This window comes from Pseudomonas sivasensis (assembly GCF_013778505.1).
Taxonomy (GTDB): Bacteria; Pseudomonadota; Gammaproteobacteria; order Pseudomonadales; family Pseudomonadaceae; genus Aquipseudomonas; species Aquipseudomonas sivasensis.
The window spans coordinates 1-18,028 of record NZ_JAAOWU010000036.1 but is presented as its reverse complement, the minus strand read 5'-3'; the positions used below and the strand labels follow the sequence as shown (position 1 = coordinate 18,028).

Sequence of the window (18,028 nt, the reverse complement as noted above, 5' to 3'; positions counted from 1 at the left end):
TTTTTTTGCCTTAAAAAAGTGAAACTACCAAGTTTCAGCGCGGCAAAATATTATAATATCTGACGTCCTGTCGGATAAACCAAAACTTATCAAGTGCAGGCGGCCTATCTAGGTATAACCAACTTATTGAGGGCTGCCCAATGTCTCCATCCACGCAAGCCTCTGACCTGAAACAGTGGCCATCGTTGTATGACGATTAGGCTGCGTTACTCAAAGATCCCGAAGCCACCAGCGGACGCTAATTGAGCTGCTTGAGCAAGCCGCGTGGGGGATCAAGGATAGCTCGCAAGTGTAACCCGTCACGCGGTCACTGATCGGGCTAAAGGTGGGAAATCCCACCTTTAGGGTAGTGAGGTATTTTTATTCCTCACTTCTGAAGGATTTGGCACGTCGTCAACGGAAGGGGGACCAAGGTTTGGGGTTTAGGGTCCAAGGTGATTGGGCCGTGCAGGGTGACAATAATCCCGACGATGATAAGGACGTATTCGAGGGTTGATTTTAAAGACATGGAAAGTTTCTTTTCTGTGTCTTGTATTTAGTAAAGTTGTCACCCGAAATGACGTTAAAACCCGACTTTTTTGAATTATTTTTCCGTCGATCGCCTAGCCCGAAACGCCCTACGCTTTGAGCGTCCGAATACCGGACAAAAAGCCAAGCCCACCATGCTGACGTGAAGCAATCGGCACACATAAAACCACAAGGGAGCCACCATCATGAGTGCGTCCACTGATTCCCCGTACATATTGACCCACGCGGTGACTATCACCTTTGAAGGCGAAGCCCTGGACGCTCTGAACCGCTACCGGCAGGTCTGTCATGCGGCGAATATGACGGTCGCCGGCAGTGAGGACGAGCGTGAGGCCGCGCGCCTGCGTGCGGCTTCGGATCTGGCGGGATGGGTGGCGGCCATGGCGACTGTAGCCCATGGCTCAGCGCGCTAATAATTTTTGTCCTACAAGAAAGGAGCCCTAGCCGTGACTGAGCAAACCCTGCAATAACTGGCGGCCTATCGTGCCAAAAAGACGACCCTGTATGCCCCGTCTGCCAAAAAGCAGAACCCGGATACACTCGAAACGCTTATTGCCCCCGCAATGCCAAGGGCACACGGATGTTGCCTTTGGGGAACCAGCGGATCCGGGAGCGGAAATGGGCTCACTAGACACCCTTGGGGTGCAGTCGGTGACCATCGAGCTCTGAGGGCCTCTGCAGGCCATCAGAGAGGGCCTCGATCTGCACCATCAGCATTTTCCCCATCAGCTCCCTGGCCGGAGGCTGCGGAGCCGTCCGGCTCACGGGTGCCAGCATCACAATGTAACCCGCCAGTACTGCCACGGTCAGGTCGATAGCCGCCTGTATCAGTTGTTTTTTATTCATTGATTGCCCTACCTCCTGTTCGAGGGCAACCGTATTTATAACGTCACGACACTGGCCTCTACACAAGGGGTTTGCATGATTTTCACGCGGAACGTAGGCACCCTGAGGGCATACACACACGGTGTACCTGTAAGGGGACAACTTTGCGCAAAACCCAGGAAATATAGGGGCGCAGACGTGAGGAAACCCCGCTAACTAGCGAGGTTCTTACACTTTAAGTGGTTGACATAGTGACTATGAATCGTCAAAAATACTTACAGAGCGCGAAATCAGTGGCCTTGCAGGGCAATGACTGACGTAGGTACCCCGGCGATTCTGCAAAATCGGTGGTGGTGAGACCTCTTCTCCCCTTTCCTGAGGAGACTGATATCAGGATTCGAATCCCCATGAAAAAGGGCAGCCTTATAGCTGCCCTTTTTCTTTGTCCTCAATTTCATAACGACGGTAGAGCAACTCACCTTGGCGATGACGGTTCATCGTTTTCGCGGGGCCGTGCATGAAATTCCAGAGGATGTGATCGCCCTGGATGTCGACGATCACCAGCATGTCGTTCTTCGCCTCATACGCGTTGATAAACGCCAGGCGATGGCCACCGTTGGTGTAGGCCACTTTCCACACTTCCAGCGGCCCTGTCAGGGTATCTACGGCATGGCGCACGTACCGCTCACGCGAATCCGGGCGTTTTTCGACGATATGCGGGAGGCTGGAGCGCGGCACCAGAACAGCCCCGATAGGCGTTGTGACGGTCACCGCCGCTAACACCGGATCGACCAGGCCGAAATGTTCAAGCAGGATCGCCAAAGCCCCTTCCGCATCTTCAGCTCGCTGCAATTCATCGACTGCCGGCGAGCGCAGCTCGCGGGCCAAATAACGCAGATCCGGCAAATCCAGGTCGAACCACATGGTCTGTCCTGCTGCTTCCCTGACCTGGACGACTTCTGTGGTCATAGATCGACTTTCAATAAGTGACAAAGGCCAAGAATATCATCGTTTTGATGGCCTTATTTGATGAGTGCTCAATTGATGTCGTTCGACTGGGCAGTGAACGTGGCGGGGTAAACCGGTGTCGTTTACACACCGGTATGTTGACTAAACTCGATTCTCAGCGGCGTGGTAGACCTCTTTATCGCGCCTAGCACCTACAGCGACAATGAGAACCTCTACAGCCCCCTGATCTACCCTGTAGACGATTCGGGTATCTCCTACCCTTATCCGCCTGTAGCCCGCGAGCGCTCCCCGCAAAGGGATGCCTAGCTTGTCAGGTTCACCATTCTCGATTTTATCTTTGATGGCTCTCAGTATTTTTGAGGCCGCGGAATAGCCTAAATCATCAAGGTCATCTACGACCTCGGGGTGAAATTCAACCGTCCACGCCATGCTCACTCCTCAGCGGCATATCTCTCCATCATGGCGCTAAGGGAGATAGCTTTGCTCTTATCAAAATTACTCATTCGGTCGCGAGCAATCGCGTCAATGCGAAGATCATCGAGCTCATCGAGCATCTCCTGGTACGCATCAACATTTACGATGACTGCAGCTGGCTCGTTGTCTTTAAAAATTACCAATCTGTCTGTGGCACGGCTGGAAACTTCTTTCAGTCGTGCGCTGAAACCTCTCACCATCGCGGTAACTGATACGGCCTGATCTGCCCGATCTAGTAACGCTGCCATGATTGAATCTCCCGTCTATTGTACATCAGCACGCTAAATCTATGTTTTTTAGTACGCATTACTTTACATACGATGATGTGTAGTTTAAGGTAAATCCAGTACATAGCCAGTGTTATTAGCATCCGCACGGACGTGCGGATGCTAATAACACTGGCTATGTACTGACCCCCCAGGCCGGCTTTTCCTGGCCTAAAGCTCCCTACCGTTCGTCGTAAAAATTGAGGGCCAGATATGGACGATCAGCCAATCTCCATTAGATCTGACCCGCTGAGGCAGTACCGAGACCACACGATTCAGCACAATCTCAAGCATCAGGCTCATCGGGAGAAACCGTATTACTGACAGTTGCTTGACTGACCTGATACTGCCTTGCCAATTGCTCCTGGGTGTATCTCCCTGTTGCGTAAAACCCTCGAATCTCCTGCCTATCAGCATCGGTCAAACGCGCAGTGCCGGCTTGGGGCAAAGCCGCCTGAAGAACTGGGGCACACGAGTTCAGCGCTTGGCGTAACTGAGATGCAGCCATCAGCTGTTGTGCAACTTCGTTCACTGTCGTTTCAGAGACGGGCAGGTTCAAAAGGTGCCGTTGCATGGCCACTAGCGATGTGGCCATGTCGTCCATCGTACGTTGTGTCATTGCTGATTCGCTGCGTGTTATCGCTCGACTCTCGCTCTGATAGACGTGTGCCGGCCGAAAGTCGTCGTTTTCAATACCCATAAGGCTACCCACCCCACCTAATAAATTTGATTGCTTCAATATTAGATTTATTAATTGCGGCGAGGTCAAGTTATTTAAATATGGTGATAAAATACGTTATCACCAATTTAGGCTGGGAGCTGCGGATGGGTACATCGGAAGAACATAGGTGGGTCTATCCCGTACGGGTTGGCTCCTTGGTGCATACCTACGCCAACATCGCCGAGCAAGCGTTCGGGGACTTTCTGGATGAAGACGCACCGTGTCAGCTGGACCAGTATGAGAGAAGACGAGCCAACGCCATCAAGACCGTTGTGTTTTCCGTCATGGCCATCGAGGCGGCTGCATTTGAATTCATAGTCACGACGCAGGATGAGCAGGTTGCAACGGAACTGGACAGGTTGAGCATCGAGGCGAAGTGGATTGCAGCGACCGACCGACCTGGCTGGCAGTCACTTGCCAAAAACGGACCAGCACTTAATTGCCTCAGGAGCCTAGTCAAAGCTCGCAATTCCTTAGTGCACCAAAAGTCCAAACCGGGTGACCAAACAGGAAAGGCCATGGATGACATGAGGATCGAATGGGCCAGATTCGAAAAAGACCAGGTGCCCAACGCCTTCAAGACCCTGGTGCTGCTATCACTCGAACTGGACGCGCTGCCAAGTGCCTTTGTGGGCATTGTTCCTTACCGCGATAGAAGGCTCCTCATACCACCAGGTTTCCGTAACGACTACTCGCCTCATCCTCGCGTAAAGAAAGTCATTGATCGTTGCCACCAGATCCATAAAAAACATCTAAAGGGAGTTTGAGGTGTCAGATCTGATCCTTTCCAGCGAACGCCGACTGACAGCCGTCGAGTTCCAGCAACTCGCCGCCGTGCCGGCCGCGGTCGAGTGGTTCGCCAACATCGATAACCCACGCACGCGCCGCGCGTACCAGGGCGACCTGGAGGACTTCTGCGGGTTTGTCGGACTGACTACAGCGGATGAGTTCCGGGCCGTCACCCGCGCACACGTTTTGGCTTGGCGCGCACAGCTCGAACAGCGCGGACTGGCAGGCGCCACCATCCGCCGCAAACTGGCGGCGTTGGCCAGCCTGTTCGATCACCTGCTCGAAAACAACGCCGTCGCCGGCGGAAATCCCGTGCACGGCGTTAAACGGCCCCGGGTTGAGACCAACGAGGGCAAGACGCCGGCACTGGGTGACCACCAGGCCAAGGCGTTGCTGGATGCTCCGGATATAAACACATTGAAGGGGCTCCGCGATCGAGGACTACTGGCCGTGCTGCTGTATCACGGCCTACGCCGCGAGGAAGCCGCACAGTTGAGAGTCAGCGATATCCAAGAGCGCAGGGGTATCAAGCATCTGCAGATCCACGGCAAGGGCGGCAAGCTGCGCTATGTGCCGCTACACCCGACCGCAGCCGAGCGTATCTACGCGTACCTAGAGCGTTCCGGCCACCACCAAGATGAAGCTCTGGCACCGCTCTTCATGCCGCTGCGCGGCCGTCAGACCGGCGCCGGTATATCCGCCAATGGCATCTATGCGATTGTGGGGAGCTACGCCAAGGCCGCGGGCATCGAGGTGACCGGGCTTGGCGTGCATGGCCTGCGTGCCACTGCTGCGACCAATGCGTTAGAGCACGAAGCCGATATCGCCAAGGTCCAGGCTTGGTTGGGTCACGCCAATATCAGCACAACCCGGATCTATGATCGCCGACAGCTGAGGCCTGAGGATTCGCCAACCTTCAAAGTCAGCTATTGAGATCAGCCCCAACACAGACTTTTCTGAAAATTTCAGGGGGGGGGTTAGCGAATCTCAGGCCCCTCTTCCCACACCCTACACCCATCAGCACACCGAGCACATACAGCACGCTGAGTACATTCAGCACACCGAGCACCGCAGGCTCACTATAAGATCATGAAATTAATGAATTTTTTCAGTTTTATTTGCGCCATATCACGCAATACGAATACATAAATTAGGCTATTTCATGCAATTGAGCCATCTGTATCGTCAATTCACGTGCATAGTAATGCGCGATATACGCGTGTAATGACGGTTTGCCATCGTCAACGAATGCCGGGAAACTGGACCCAACAGAAAACGAATAAGGGCTACACAATGGCCAACGCAAAACAGTCAGCAAAACGCCGCTTAACGATGGCGGAACGTGCTCAGCAACTGATGCTAGTCCACTTCCCTGAGATTTCCGAGGCGTTGAAATGGACGCGCAAAACCCACGACGGCTTCAGCACGATCCCACGGACCCTGCCCATTGCCATGCAGATTATTGACGCTGATTCGAAGGGACAACCTGCTGGGCACGTGCTGTTTTGTCTATGGGCGCGTATGCCCGATCATCCGGTCATAACGATCGAGAATCCCAGCACGTTTGCTGCCGAAGCGGGGTTTCTCGGGGAGCGTGCCGTGGACACCTGGCGTCGTCGGATGAAGAAGCTCCGGGAGCTGAACTTCATCATGACCAAGCCCGGTGCATCCGGCGAATTTCACTATGTGATGCTCACCAATCCTAACGCTGCGGTAGAGTCGATGCGTAAGCACAGCAAGGTTCAGGATGGCCTGTATAGCCGCTTCATCGAGCGACTCCCGGAGATCGGTGCCTATGGCGATATCGAGGCATTCCAGGCCCATTGGGCAGAACTCCAAAAAGCAGAGAAGGCAGTCGCAACCAAGGCCGCAAAAGGTAGCAAAAAAGCATCGCCACCTCCGCCGGCACCGGCTCCATCCAGCAAGCCCAAACGGACAGCGAAGGCTAAGGCAAATGCTTAAGAGAGCTACGGGCATCGAGTGCCAATCCGCCCACCTCGATGCCCTCAAAAATAAAGCCCTGGACCAGCTGAGGGTCGAGTCTTGACTGGTCAGGGCTGTGGTGGTGCAACGTTTAGCTGACAACCGATACGACCTAGAGGAGGCCGAAAATGCAGTTACTGAGGAGAAGAGCCACGGGCATCGAGTGCCAATCCACCCACCTCGATGCCCTCAAAAACAAAGCCCTGGACCAGCTGAGGGTCGAGTCTTGACTGGTCAGGGCTGTGGTGGTGCAACGTTTAACTGACAACCGATACGACCTAGAGGAGGCCGAAAATGCAGTTACTGAGGAGAAGAGCTACGGGCATCGAGTGCCAATCCACCCACCTCGATGCCCTCAAAAACAAAGCCCTGGACCAGCTGAGGGTCGAGTCTTGACTGGTCAGGGCTGTGGTGGTGCAACGCTAGGGATGCTAGACATCGGCAAGAAGTCTAGCACCCCCCTATCTAAGCGAAAAGCAGCGGCAGGCAATCAGAGCCCCACTACGTTGCGCGCTTTTTTAAGATACGAAAACGTGATCGCGTCGGCCCGATGAAGGAATACCTGGCTTTTCCATAGGAGCGGCCAAGCGAAACGTTTCGTCATTCCCCCTCCTTGAGTTTGAATTTACTTGTTTGGATCGAATTGCTGCCAAGACTCAGGCATGCCTGTGCCGAAGCCACAATTCAGGCAATCCAGCCCTTTCTCATCAACTGATCGATTGAAAGCAAATGTCTTGCCTTTAAGATCAGTCAAAAGCAGTTTTTCGCCTTTGCTTTTTGCCTCCCAGGTTTGTTCACTCAGAACCTTTTTCTGAAAAGGATCGACCTTCACGACTGTGGCCTTACTGCCCTTAATATCGATGGCTACCAGTGGTCCTATTACGCCTTGCATGGCTCGATAGCTACCCTCAAACGGATTGCCACAACCACTCAGGCCGACACACAGCCCGATGAGGCAACCAAGTTTTTTCCACATCTAACTATCTCCTGAAAAATTGACCTTAGCGGTCATCCTCTACGGTCTCACTGCGTGACAGAAGCCTTTAAATGCTGATCGCTTGGATTCCTCAGCTGGACAATTAATTGCTCGAGCCCCAGCTCTGTCAGAAAGACCGCCAGCTTGTCGAGACTCTTAAAAGTCCGCTCGCCGCCGCGCTGGCGGCGCAGTGACACACACTCAGCCCCCAATTGAATACGCAGCGACCATCCGTCGCGGGTGTGCAAGACCGAGATGTCATGCGCTAGGCCGGCAGCAAGGTATCGCCGTAGATCTGCTTCGAAAATTAAGGACATAGACCACGCATCAGAAATGGAGCAGGGGGGCAGCCCGTAGGTCTTCCCCCCCATCACCAGCAGCAGAGTTTATTGGATTTTACCCTTCTACTACCCTGAAGCGCTGCGGTCATGATGATATCAGTGTGGTACAAATTATCAATAATCAATTATTGATTTGTCAATTTTCAATTATTGATAGCGCGCGCTGAAATGCTACCGGAAGATCCGTCTCTCTTTCACCTACGCGGCTGACAGTTCCTAACCCCCCACAGCTCCCTCTCGAGCAATGGAGGCGACCTTCCAGTCCCAACCATCCTTGAGAAAGGACTGCCTGGCCCCCACCCGCAAAGTCGAGAGTGATAGTCAGAAAAGTGGATGAATACTTGAAGGGGTAGGCGTTCAGGATCCCGTGGTGCATCGCATCGTACGAGTACATTTTCCCGTCCCCTGATCTGTCGATCTTGAGCACTTTATAACCAGTACTCAATCCGCCGTCGCTGATGTAGTACCCACTCACCTCTGACGAAATCAGTTCTGGGATTTTTTCCCAAGGGGTCAACCCCAAGCCACAACAAGCGGCCACACAAAGTACCTTCCACCGTTGCTTCAAAGGGTGCTCCTTTTTCATCAATACCAAGTCCAGAGAAATGCGACCACGATCCCCCACAACACCCAGCAGAAACGCTTTCTAAGCGTGCACTGATGGGTACGGTGCGTTGCGTATATTGCTGATATGGTCGCGATGATCAGAAGTGCCAGATAAGCTTTGTGGGCAGTGCTATAGGACGCCTGAGGGAGCAACGCAACAGTCATCGGAAGTAACGCGATCGCGGAGATCACCCACGCAACGACAACCCTGTGATAGGCCATTTTTCAAGCTCTCCCTACGTAAGGCACCGTCGCAACTGGCAGCTCATTGATCAAGTGTTGCAGCTGTACCTCATGGATTTCCGCCATTCGGTCATCAAAGCCGTTTCGTCGATTTAGCTCCGCAGTCACCAGATACCAGGTCAAAGCGTCCAGTGATGGCGTCTCAAAAAGCCGAATCTCGATGGGGGTCGTTTCATCCCACTCATAAGCGCCTATTCCGCTCAGTTGGGGCGACAGAAAATACTGATCCCCACGCATGACCCATACCAATCCCGGCCAAGGGGCGAGGCCATCAAACAGGTACCTGAGGTCGACCGGGTTGTCCCAGTTTTCGCAGTACGTGGCCGTTAGGCAATAATCGAATGTAAGGCTCATTTGGGTGCACTCAAGCAGGGGCGAGTCTGCATCGAAGCATGAGGACTCGCGTGCCAGAACCACGTCCACAACGACGCTGCGTGTGCTTCGCACTACTGATTGTCCGAAGGGTTGAGCGGCGACCGACGCTTTTCGGCACGCTCGCCACGAGTGGTCCGATTTTTCTGCTGACCTTCTGATCTATCGGCAGAGCTTGGTCGAGAAAGACGTTGACCGGCAGACTCGCGGCTTTGCCGTGAAGGCGGCGGAGTATCAGCCCTGCTAGGGGAGCCACCTGGTGACGACCCAGGCGAGCCCAAGTTTTTTTGTGCTTGTTGGATCTTTGCGCGGAGTAGCTCTTGCTTTAGACCGGCGCTCTTGATTGCCGACATCTTAGAGAGTCCGCCGACTACTGAGCCCGCGACAGATGCAGCGATACTTCCTAATTGGGTGAAGCTGGCAGCACTGTCTGTTTTTGGTAGCGATTGAACTCTCAAAAGCGCTGCAGCAGCCCATGTTGCGACCAGAATAACGAATCCGGCGCCACCGGCTAAAACTCCGCGCATGCCATTAATCTCCATTGGCGTACCAGAGCTATTAATAGCAGTTGCAGCTTGTATAAAACTAATGCTGGCTAATTGGCTAGCAACTAAATAAAGAATACCTTCAGCAAAAAACAATGATAGATATGTAAATACAAGCAGCCGTATCCAATAGAGCAATATCTCAATACCAAAGACGCATGCCAAAAGCGCTACCAGCGGGAATATATGAATAAGAGCGGCTTGTCCCATTGCTGTTAAATAGACAAACCATGGTAGCTTTGCCGCTAGATCTAAAGTTGCAAGTGCACCGTTTGCTTCATTGAGTGCTCCAATCGCCTCAGATGCATTTTCGCGAACCTTTGAACTAAAAGACGAGCCATCAGAACCGGAATAAAGAGATCCTAGGCTTTTATTGACAACATCTGACCAAGCTCTAACCCCTGCGACAACAGATGGCTCTGTATCAGGTGCTAAATTAGAAGGTCGAATACGGTCTCCCACTGCCCTATATCCCTCTTCAGCACCTGCTTGCGCAGCCTGATAAGCCTCATAGCAGTTTTCCGGAACTAAATATCTGTTATTTACACCTGATGGTTCTGCTAACAACGCCGGATCAGAAAGCGAACCATCGGCAATTTCCCACGGGTTCAGGTAGCCTGCCGGCTCGTCAACGCCGCCTGATAGTCTAGACTTCCATCCTGACTCATTAGGTAGCAAGTATCTTTTTCCAGTTGGCCACTTATCACTACTTAACTTTTCTAGCGCAGCTTTTCCTGCGGACCTCCGTTCGCTTGCCTTATAAGTATCAATTAAAGTTAGAGCTTGTCGAATTTGTGGAAACCACGAAAAAGTCAGACCTGACACCTTATCGGCAGTGGCACTACTAAGTATAGAAACTTGAGAATCCGGTACTCCGAGCGCACCACCACCTCGAAGCCCTATAGCCTGCCAAGTAGTTTCTGGAACGCTACTGTCATCGTTAGGACTTGGCTCGCAATATACTTTGTAATCCTTCATGAGCTTAGCCAAATCACTTCCCATGAAAGGGGTAATTTCCCGCTCGGTGAGATCGGCAATCATTAGTGCTGATTGGTCGTTATCTTTAGTTCGATACACCTGTACGAGCTTTTCATATGTAGGGAGAACTACTTTAAGTGTAAATGATTGTCCTTTTGTCATTTCCATGCTGGCACGACCAGGGAAGGTCACGGTTTCAGGCTGCAAAGCGATAAATACGAACAGCGATGTGATAAAAACCCCGAAAGGCATACTGGTGGGCCTGCCTCGCACCAGATTCCAGATAATCCAGGACAATGAAATGTAAGGTACGGCTCTGGCAAGCTGGCGAACTATTTCAGCAAGCTCAGCATTCTTTGTTCCCATCGAAATTAACGATGAAATCATTGCGTCAAGACCGCTTTGAAATAACCACCCAAAATTACCAAACTCGCCCATGCGTCAAGCCTCGATACTTGAGAAAATCTTTTTAGGTACGGTAATAAAAATCGCTACGGTTCCAATCACGAAAACAAGTGCTGCCCATATGAGGCCAGCGGCTGTATACACATAATTTTCCAGCACCGTGAATCCCACCACCAAAATTACTAACGTCGCCAGCCTGGATGGACTCATCTCAGTATTAAGCACCTTCACGATAACTCCTCACCTGTCCTTAAGGAGTTTCACTCTGAAGTAAAATTCGAAAACCTCAAAGTCAAAACAGGCCATCCGAATTCAGTCCCGCTGCTAGTCAGCGATTAATAAGAATGGTTCGTGAAATACGGTGTCATCAAAATCTCAGTTCGTTCAGCTTAGGCTGAACGTGCAGCGCTCTACGCGCTGCTGCGTGCGAAGCACGCGGCTCTGTCAGGGTGATTCGCTACGCTCAACACCTCAGACAGAGCCGCGTCACGCGGTCAAAAGCGAAATCGATGTGACACTCAAAGTTCTGCGTTGACAGCTCCAATCCAGACCTTTCAAGATGGCCATGCACCCGAGTTCACCATGAACTCACCCCACTTACTGACGTGCTATTTCATGTAGGTAAGAGGTCTTGGACTACAGCTATTTCTGTAAACCATAGCCTATGGGAGGCGCCGGCAATGAGCAGCTAATGCTGCCCATCACCGCGTAGACGACCAAATAGTTCTTTGGTCGAAACCAACACAGGCCGGCCATCTGTTGCGGTTATTGCAAAGGCCTGATTGAAGGACTGCTTCGCCTTTCAATTAGAAACAAACCACTGTCTAACTCCTGACATTAAACTGAGTTGTAACCAGGGCGCGTAACCCAGGCGAGGTCTACTGACTTCGAAACTCAGTCGAGTTTGGCAGTGAGAAGCAAACAGTGAGAGTGCTCTCGAGCGCATCGTTGCAACGATAAATTATCGTTTGTCAACTGATAAGTCCGACTGAAACACGGGGCTAGGCATTCATTGAATGTCGGAATCACCAAGCAGGAAGTTTCGAGCGCCCTTTTTGAGGTGCAGCTCAACCTCCAACATGCTTTAGTGGTTGCTGTAACTTACAACATAAGTCCCAGCTATGAACGACAAGCTATCTCCTTTTCGCGATGCAATTTTCTACCGTTATCGCCAGCGTTATACCCTAGAAATGATCAAGCTGTGGCTAAGTGAAGTCCACAAACTCTCCGTCTGTATAAGCGCGATCGCTCGTTGTATAAATAGAAGCATGAGAGCCGTTTCTGGCTTTAATCGAATTGATTCTGATGATGAATATAACTATTACAGGTCGAAGGCCACAGCACGACGGCAAAGCAGGAATTACAAGCGTCATTTAAGTCGATCATTAGGTCTGATCGAACACTATCGTGAAAAATACAATTACACGGCCCGTGAGATACATGAACACCTAACAGGTTTAGGAATCGCTACATCGCTTAGCTCAATTCATAGAGCAATTAGGCTAATCAATGAACGAAAAAAAAATGAAATCAGCAAAAAATAAAGCACAGCGAATTTTTGCAAAACCGACGTCTCAAGCAAAAGCGTTGAGCAAAGCCATGTACAACGCCAATCAGATATCAGGGTTGGGAACATCCCACAGCTATGAAGCTAGCTTGAAACTTGCTGCTCAATGGTTAAAAGATACAGGACGCGGCTCACTCTATGAACTTTCTCCCAAAGCCGCCAAGCAATACCTTAGCGAACGTGCAAAACTTGTCGGACAAAAAACTCTAGACCGTGATCGCCAGGCACTGCAGGCTGTACTTAGAGCTACAGGACGATTCAATTCCAAAGGCCGAATTTCTGTCATACAAGCTGACAAGCAGCAAGTACTCAAGAGTCGCAACTATACCGACGAGCAATGGCGGCTTATTGCAGAGCACCAAACGCCGCGTAATGCATTGAGTACTGAGCTAGTCGCTGCATCGGGCTTAAGAGCTCACGAACTACTGACGCTACGACCCGCTGTCGAGCAGCCTATGAGCCAGCGCCCAGCAGATCCCGCTAAGTTTCGCTCTGGTATTCGCTATACCGTGGTTGGCAAGGGAGGACTCGTTCGAGAAATATCTCTTCCGCCTGAACTTGCTAAACGGCTTGAGGCATATAGGCGGGATGAAGCTGTTACCCGGATTGATCGTAGGATTCATTACAAATCGTACTATGATATCGGCGGAGGTCAGGCTTGGTCTCAATCTTTCACCCACGCTAGCAAAGTAGCGCTAGAGTTCAGCAATGGTGGCCACGGACTGCGTCATACCTACGCACAAGAAAGGCATAGAGAGCTGCAGATTTTGCTCGGTGACAACGATCGTGCAAAGCAAGTCGTTTCACAAGAAGTGGGCCATTTCCGACCTGAGATCACAGATACTTACCTAAGGTGAATTGCCTTTGTATTCAGCCAACTTGATGACAGAGCTGCATACTCGTCAATATTCAACCTAGAGCGCCTCAAACGGTTATATGCCTTCCATCTGCGATGGCCTGGATTGATCGCAATCCTACTCAATAGCCCAGACGCTGGGATCCACTGCCAGGGCAGGATCTCAAAACGCATGCCTTCACTGAAGGCACTTAGCGAACTGTTTGACGCCGCAGGAGGGAGGGCAGCCAGCGCGCACACGCGCCCGGTTGAGCCCGGAGGGCGATTTATCCGGGTCTTGCGCCCGTAGGGGAGCCGCAGGCTCTCCCAGGGCAGTTTTATCGCCCTGGGACGCTTAGACGGGCTGTGATAAGGTCTGTTTGTCACCGGTTCAACGGGTGCAGGGGCTGTAAGCCCTTGCCTGGGGCTCGGGGCGAGTAGCCCCGTACACCGAGCCGCACCGTAGGTGCGACTTGCTCGGGCGTCATATTGGGGTTGCGCAGCAACACCACCCTTCTGATTCTTTTTTACCTTCTGGTTAATGACCGACACTTAAAAAACCTCCTACCGACACTTAAAGTTTTATTTCTAGTGAGGTGTGTAGGCTCGCCTGTGCATAAGTCCGCTTTCGGGGTGATCGGGTGCCCTGGACGGGCATTGCGGAGAACTTGAAGGGCGGGATTAAGACAAATCGCTACGGAATGGCCGTGCTTGCCGTAATCGAGGCGTGTGGGTACCCCCAGAGCCGTCAGGCTAGGAGTCTGCTGGCCTTGGCTTGAATGATTCGGTCAGCTTCTGCGTTTACTTCTGCTGCTGTCTTCTCGGGGTTGGCCATCTTGAGGGAGACCAGCAGCTCCATCCTGGCCCGCTGGTAGGCCTCATCGTAGGCCGGCGGCTGCTCCGGTCGCGTATCCCTGAGCCCTGCCCTCGCGGTCAGGCTGGCCGCTGGTGAATCATCAGGAGCCGCTTTAGACGGTCCCTCACTGTTGTCCTTGGGGCTGCTAGCTTTGGGGTTTAGAATTCCGCCTATGACCAGCGCGTTACGCGCCCAGGAGGTCATGGTTCCACCTACTTTCTTGATCTTCTTGGCAAGACGCTTTATTGCGCGCTCCCGCTCATGCTGCAACCGGCGACCTAGACCGAAAGCAGTGAAAAGCAGGCGGTTAACCGCCTTTACCGCTGCTAGGCCGCGCCAGGATCCGTCCTCTTTCATCTGTCGCGGCTGACTAACCGTCAGCAGGTTTGCACGTTGCAAATCTGCCATAGCGCGCTCTGCGCGACGGAAGTTTAGGCCAGTGAATTCAACAAGATAATCCAGCGTAAGGGACATAAAGCCCTGCCTTGTCGGGATACCGCAGCGTAATGAAACTAGGTCGGTATTCGCGATGATTGCAGCAAGTAACACCAAACACGCCTCGCGGCGCTCGCTGCGCTGCTGTCGGCCCTTGGCACTGCGATTGGCGTTGCGCAGTGAAGGCAGCGCGTTAGGTGTGCTGTAGTAGCGTCGAGCGCGCTCGATCAGCTCTACTAGGATACCGGGCAACTTCTTATCGGAAGCGGTCACGGGCTTGACCAGCTCCAGCCTGGGGAATTCTGGCGAATGCCCGCAATAGTTGCCACCGTCGTTTACACGGGGCACATATGGCCTTTGACGCTTTCCTGTGGATGCTACTGAGCCTGAATCCATTTGCCCCGCCGTTCGGCGGCAAGCGTTCTACGGATAGCATTTTGCAACTTGCAAGAAGCCGCAGTGCTAGCCATAATCAGCTCACCTTGTCAGTGAACAGGTTTCAGCCCCGTCGAAAGAGCAACCTGTTCTCGTTTGTCCAGAAAGCCCGGTTACCAGCCGGGCTTTCTGGTTTCTGTAATCTGGTTTACGTCACCAGCGTCCTCATATTCATTTCCCTCGACCTACCGGGCTGTCTAAATCCAGCCTGCATTGCGGGTGTTCTTCACCTGCGTCCAGCTCGTTTAGATACCTATAGATCGCTTCACGCAACACCGCAGACGTGGTTGTGCCACGAGCTCTCATAGCCGCGTCGAAACGTCGCTTTATCGACTCGTCCACTTTCGTGGCCATGATGGAAGATGGCGCGCTCGAGGTCATGGTCATCCAGGTTATACGGTTAAACGAAAGCCAAGATTATTGGTTTAACCGTTGAACGTCAAGATTCATCAATTGCTCATTTTCAAGCCTGATATTTTCCGGAACAGTAGCACCCGAGATTTTGGCAAGCAATAAAAAAGGTCGAGTTTTCTCGACCTTTTTTGAATCGTGGAGCAATCCTTACTATCGCTGCAGGCCTCTGAATACGGGACTCTGTGAAGCTCTTCACAAACGAAAAATAGCATATTTAACTTACGTAACAGAAATAACTTACGTATATTAATTAACTGATTTACGTTAAATACGTTATTCGTCTTGCGTAACATCGTCGATAGGTTCTGCCTTGCTAGCACGCTCAAGCAGCTCTAGCAGCTCAGCCCTGTCGAGGTTCTGCAATGCCGCGATTCCAGCTCGGATCACATCTGAGCGAGTAGCTCGAAAATTCCTCGGGGTAAGCGAAATCTTGTCGATTTGGCGGTTCACCTCTTTAGAGAGGGAGAAGGTCGTTCGGACAAACGTTGAAGAAGTCTTTTTGCGTCGACGCTTTGGTTCTGAATTGGCGCCCACAGGTGCATCAGCTATGAATGCCTGCGCAGCGGCCTCAATGCTCATATCAGGATTTTTTTCAGCCACTCGGGATGGGCGAGACAGATTATTTAGGCCCATTTAGTGCTCCCCCATAGCTCAGTCGCTAGAGATTCAATTTCTTCTTTGGCTCGGGGGTCAGATCCGCTTTCCAATACAGAACAGCCATCTTCATCAGCGTCATCGTAAACGTTACGTGCCGTGGTGATTGCGTTTAGTGGGATGATATCGAAGGACTGGCAAGCGTCTTTTGCATCCAGAATTCTCTGGACTTGGCTTGGCAACGCTGGGCACTGAGTGATAACGGCTCGTATCGTCAGATCGGGATTAACTGCGATGGCGAGCCGCGCCAGGTTTTCAACTTTAGGAAGCGTCTTAAGGTCTCTCCGCTTCGGTCGGAATGGAATCAGCATATGAGTAGCTACAGTCATTGCCGAGCGCAACGCTTCTGAGTCTGCTCCGCCGGCATCTACTACTATTTGTCTGTATCTACCGCGTAGATCTAGGAGGGTTTGACGAATATTTCCATGGGCTTGCACAACCGGTATCGGCGGTAAGTCTCCCTGGTCATTCCGCTCAGCAGCCCAATCAGCAGTCGTGCCTTGAGGGTCTGCATCAAGCAGTAAGACATCACCACCCCGGGTTTTAATCCAGACAGCCAAATTTTGGGCCAAACAGGACTTACCACTACCCCCTTTCTCCCCGCCCAATAGCAAAATCATGCTGCTTCGCTCCTCGAAATAGATAACGGAAATAACTTACATAAGTTATTTCCGTTACGCAACATATTTCACTTACAGAACATCGAGTGCCCACAATTGTGAAACCCTCAAACACCTGCCAAGACATCTAATGAAGGGTTTCAGCTAGGGAGATGAGCTTGAGACCAGCCATTACGGAGGTATTTGAATTCAATCGATACCGCGCGTTAAATGCCGAGGCTGACGCAGGCATGGCTAAATCACAACATGCCTACTGGAATGGTTTATTGCCGGCATACCCGGAGTGGAAATATGTAACGACGTGGACGGTCTTTGACTCTGTGACGGAGCCGGGGTGCGGACTATTACTCGCCCTGGGGAGAGCTGGACCACAGCCATAAAGGGGTCGATAGAGAAAACGGACAAAATCGTACGCTAAGCATTCGACCTGTCAGGTTGAGGCCATACCAATGGCCACAGGATTTGTGGCCGCGCCAGATGCCGCTATGCCCACACTGTATGGCGGACTATCCAGGTCGGCAACTGCTGTGGAGTGAAATAGAGGTTGGTCCAGCATCTCCGATATATGCGGCGAGTGTGATTCCAACCAGCGCCATTGGCTGGACTTCGACGCCTAAGACAGCGACAACTATAAGGCAACTTAGAAAGTTGGCAACTTATTAAAGTTTGTTATATTTATTATTTTTTACTAATACTATAATATTTATGAAAAATTTTTCTCTGTCGCTATTGACGCATCCTTATTAAGTGATAACTTATTAGTAAGCCCTGCAAATGCTGCACGTTATAAATCTAATTTATGACGATTTTTCAGGCGCCAACCCAATAACTATATGAGGATTTATATGAAAAAACAGAAAGAGCTTTATAAAACAATAAGAACGGTAGCAGTTGTTATTTTGATGTTGTTGCAAGGTGGTGATGTACCCACGAACTATGGTCGAAAAGGCACGGAATACGGGCCTGCAAGGCCGGTAGAAAGGCTGATTTGTCAGCCGGAAGTGATACCTAAACAGCGTTAACATTGACACAGTAAGCATAAAGAAAGTGACCATGACGGTCCTTTTTTTTGCCTTAAAAAAGTGAAACTACCAAGTTTCAGCGCGGCAAAATATTATAATATCTGACGTCCTGTCGGATAAACCAAAACTTATCAAGTGCAGGCGGCCTATCTAGGTATAACCAACTTAT

19 protein-coding genes are annotated in these 18,028 nt (G+C 51.5%); 6 read left to right on the top strand and 13 right to left on the bottom strand.

Annotated elements, in window-relative coordinates; genetic code table 11:
• Positions 1–713 precede the first annotated feature (713 nt).
• The gene (locus G9Q84_RS28785) at positions 714–941 is read left to right on the top strand and encodes a hypothetical protein (protein ID WP_181644527.1); all 228 of its coding nucleotides are present in this window, start codon (positions 714–716) and stop codon (positions 939–941) included.
• Between the two features lie 214 nt (positions 942–1,155).
• Here the strand turns inward: G9Q84_RS28785 and G9Q84_RS28780 are convergent, their stop codons facing one another.
• The 5 genes from G9Q84_RS28780 to G9Q84_RS28760 form a co-directional block, all read right to left on the bottom strand.
• A complete protein-coding gene (locus G9Q84_RS28780; RefSeq protein WP_181644526.1) occupies positions 1,156–1,374 on the bottom strand; it encodes a hypothetical protein in 219 nt (72 codons plus the stop codon).
• Positions 1,375–1,776: 402 nt separating this feature from the next.
• Entirely contained in the window at positions 1,777–2,322 is a 546-nt protein-coding gene (locus tag G9Q84_RS28775; protein WP_181644525.1) for a PBECR2 nuclease fold domain-containing protein, read from the bottom strand.
• A 141-nt stretch (positions 2,323–2,463) separates the two neighbouring features.
• Complete coding sequence (locus G9Q84_RS28770) at positions 2,464–2,751, bottom strand: type II toxin-antitoxin system RelE family toxin (RefSeq protein WP_127882206.1); 288 nt, start codon at positions 2,749–2,751, stop codon at positions 2,464–2,466.
• A 2-nt stretch (positions 2,752–2,753) separates the two neighbouring features.
• The gene (locus G9Q84_RS28765) at positions 2,754–3,044 is read right to left on the bottom strand and encodes a type II toxin-antitoxin system Phd/YefM family antitoxin (RefSeq protein WP_181644524.1); all 291 of its coding nucleotides are present in this window, start codon (positions 3,042–3,044) and stop codon (positions 2,754–2,756) included.
• 304 nt (positions 3,045–3,348) lie between these two features.
• Positions 3,349–3,762 carry a hypothetical protein gene (locus G9Q84_RS28760; RefSeq protein ID WP_181644523.1) on the bottom strand — a complete coding sequence of 138 codons (414 nt, stop codon included), beginning with the start codon at positions 3,760–3,762 and terminating at the stop codon, positions 3,349–3,351.
• A gap of 125 nt (positions 3,763–3,887) precedes the next feature.
• Here G9Q84_RS28760 and G9Q84_RS28755 point away from each other — a divergent pair, with 125 nt between their 5' ends.
• The 3 genes from G9Q84_RS28755 to G9Q84_RS28745 all read left to right on the top strand — a co-directional run bounded on the left by G9Q84_RS28755 (position 3,888) and on the right by G9Q84_RS28745 (position 6,534).
• Positions 3,888–4,550: a hypothetical protein gene (locus G9Q84_RS28755; RefSeq protein WP_181644522.1), complete on the top strand. Its 663-nt coding sequence runs from the start codon at positions 3,888–3,890 to the stop codon at positions 4,548–4,550.
• Between the two features lies 1 nt (position 4,551).
• Positions 4,552–5,505, top strand: coding sequence for a tyrosine-type recombinase/integrase (locus G9Q84_RS28750; RefSeq protein WP_181644521.1), 954 nt, complete (start codon positions 4,552–4,554; stop codon positions 5,503–5,505).
• 360 nt (positions 5,506–5,865) lie between these two features.
• Positions 5,866–6,534 (top strand): hypothetical protein, encoded by a 669-nt coding sequence (locus G9Q84_RS28745; RefSeq protein WP_203219276.1) that lies wholly within the window; start codon positions 5,866–5,868, stop codon positions 6,532–6,534.
• Positions 6,535–7,180: 646 nt separating this feature from the next.
• Here G9Q84_RS28745 and G9Q84_RS28740 read toward each other — a convergent pair.
• The 5 genes from G9Q84_RS28740 to G9Q84_RS28720 all read right to left on the bottom strand — a co-directional run bounded on the left by G9Q84_RS28740 (position 7,181) and on the right by G9Q84_RS28720 (position 11,252).
• Positions 7,181–7,531, bottom strand: a complete 351-nt coding sequence (locus G9Q84_RS28740) for a hypothetical protein (RefSeq protein ID WP_181644520.1) — start codon at positions 7,529–7,531, stop codon at positions 7,181–7,183.
• 47 nt (positions 7,532–7,578) lie between these two features.
• Positions 7,579–7,848 (bottom strand): hypothetical protein, encoded by a 270-nt coding sequence (locus tag G9Q84_RS28735; protein ID WP_181644519.1) that lies wholly within the window; start codon positions 7,846–7,848, stop codon positions 7,579–7,581.
• Between the two features lie 855 nt (positions 7,849–8,703).
• Entirely contained in the window at positions 8,704–9,075 is a 372-nt protein-coding gene (locus G9Q84_RS28730) for a hypothetical protein (protein ID WP_181644518.1), read from the bottom strand.
• A gap of 92 nt (positions 9,076–9,167) precedes the next feature.
• Entirely contained in the window at positions 9,168–11,054 is a 1,887-nt protein-coding gene (locus G9Q84_RS28725) for a hypothetical protein (RefSeq protein ID WP_181644517.1), read from the bottom strand.
• Between the two features lie 3 nt (positions 11,055–11,057).
• Complete coding sequence (locus tag G9Q84_RS28720) at positions 11,058–11,252, bottom strand: hypothetical protein (RefSeq protein WP_047295880.1); 195 nt, start codon at positions 11,250–11,252, stop codon at positions 11,058–11,060.
• Positions 11,253–12,530: 1,278 nt separating this feature from the next.
• Here G9Q84_RS28720 and G9Q84_RS28715 point away from each other — a divergent pair.
• Positions 12,531–13,445, top strand: a complete 915-nt coding sequence (locus G9Q84_RS28715) for a site-specific integrase (RefSeq protein ID WP_181644516.1) — start codon at positions 12,531–12,533, stop codon at positions 13,443–13,445.
• A gap of 726 nt (positions 13,446–14,171) precedes the next feature.
• On the opposite strand, the gene G9Q84_RS28710 is transcribed toward G9Q84_RS28715, so the two are convergent.
• From G9Q84_RS28710 to G9Q84_RS28695, 3 genes are all read right to left on the bottom strand, one after another.
• The gene (locus G9Q84_RS28710) at positions 14,172–14,987 is read right to left on the bottom strand and encodes a hypothetical protein (RefSeq protein WP_181644515.1); all 816 of its coding nucleotides are present in this window, start codon (positions 14,985–14,987) and stop codon (positions 14,172–14,174) included.
• An 849-nt stretch (positions 14,988–15,836) separates the two neighbouring features.
• Complete coding sequence (locus tag G9Q84_RS28700; RefSeq protein ID WP_181644514.1) at positions 15,837–16,196, bottom strand: hypothetical protein; 360 nt, start codon at positions 16,194–16,196, stop codon at positions 15,837–15,839.
• The gene (locus tag G9Q84_RS28695; protein WP_181644513.1) at positions 16,187–16,837 is read right to left on the bottom strand and encodes an AAA family ATPase; all 651 of its coding nucleotides are present in this window, start codon (positions 16,835–16,837) and stop codon (positions 16,187–16,189) included. The genes G9Q84_RS28700 and G9Q84_RS28695 overlap by 10 nt, the downstream gene beginning before the upstream one ends.
• A gap of 845 nt (positions 16,838–17,682) precedes the next feature.
• Here G9Q84_RS28695 and G9Q84_RS28690 point away from each other — a divergent pair.
• Positions 17,683–17,859 carry a hypothetical protein gene (locus G9Q84_RS28690; protein ID WP_181644512.1) on the top strand — a complete coding sequence of 59 codons (177 nt, stop codon included), beginning with the start codon at positions 17,683–17,685 and terminating at the stop codon, positions 17,857–17,859.
• The last annotated feature ends 169 nt before the right edge of the window (positions 17,860–18,028 follow it).

Excerpts from the sequence above, each read along its gene's own strand:
- G9Q84_RS28695 (WP_181644513.1), bottom strand. The coding sequence starts at position 16,837 with ATGATTTTGCTATTGGGCGGGGAGAAAGGGGGTAGTGGTAAGTCCTGT.
- G9Q84_RS28780 (WP_181644526.1), bottom strand. The coding sequence starts at position 1,374 with ATGAATAAAAAACAACTGATACAGGCGGCTATCGACCTGACCGTGGCA.
- G9Q84_RS28775 (WP_181644525.1), bottom strand. The coding sequence starts at position 2,322 with ATGACCACAGAAGTCGTCCAGGTCAGGGAAGCAGCAGGACAGACCATG.
- G9Q84_RS28765 (WP_181644524.1), bottom strand. The coding sequence starts at position 3,044 with ATGGCAGCGTTACTAGATCGGGCAGATCAGGCCGTATCAGTTACCGCG.
- G9Q84_RS28740 (WP_181644520.1), bottom strand. The coding sequence starts at position 7,531 with ATGTGGAAAAAACTTGGTTGCCTCATCGGGCTGTGTGTCGGCCTGAGT.
- G9Q84_RS28745 (WP_203219276.1), top strand. The coding sequence starts at position 5,866 with ATGGCCAACGCAAAACAGTCAGCAAAACGCCGCTTAACGATGGCGGAA.
- G9Q84_RS28715 (WP_181644516.1), top strand. The coding sequence starts at position 12,531 with ATGAACGAAAAAAAAATGAAATCAGCAAAAAATAAAGCACAGCGAATT.
- G9Q84_RS28700 (WP_181644514.1), bottom strand. The coding sequence starts at position 16,196 with ATGGGCCTAAATAATCTGTCTCGCCCATCCCGAGTGGCTGAAAAAAAT.
- G9Q84_RS28760 (WP_181644523.1), bottom strand. The coding sequence starts at position 3,762 with ATGGGTATTGAAAACGACGACTTTCGGCCGGCACACGTCTATCAGAGC.
- G9Q84_RS28735 (WP_181644519.1), bottom strand. The coding sequence starts at position 7,848 with ATGTCCTTAATTTTCGAAGCAGATCTACGGCGATACCTTGCTGCCGGC.
- G9Q84_RS28755 (WP_181644522.1), top strand. The coding sequence starts at position 3,888 with ATGGGTACATCGGAAGAACATAGGTGGGTCTATCCCGTACGGGTTGGC.
- G9Q84_RS28785 (WP_181644527.1), top strand. The coding sequence starts at position 714 with ATGAGTGCGTCCACTGATTCCCCGTACATATTGACCCACGCGGTGACT.
- G9Q84_RS28730 (WP_181644518.1), bottom strand. The coding sequence starts at position 9,075 with ATGAGCCTTACATTCGATTATTGCCTAACGGCCACGTACTGCGAAAAC.
- G9Q84_RS28770 (WP_127882206.1), bottom strand. The coding sequence starts at position 2,751 with ATGGCGTGGACGGTTGAATTTCACCCCGAGGTCGTAGATGACCTTGAT.
- G9Q84_RS28725 (WP_181644517.1), bottom strand. The coding sequence starts at position 11,054 with ATGGGCGAGTTTGGTAATTTTGGGTGGTTATTTCAAAGCGGTCTTGAC.
- G9Q84_RS28690 (WP_181644512.1), top strand. The coding sequence starts at position 17,683 with ATGAAAAAACAGAAAGAGCTTTATAAAACAATAAGAACGGTAGCAGTT.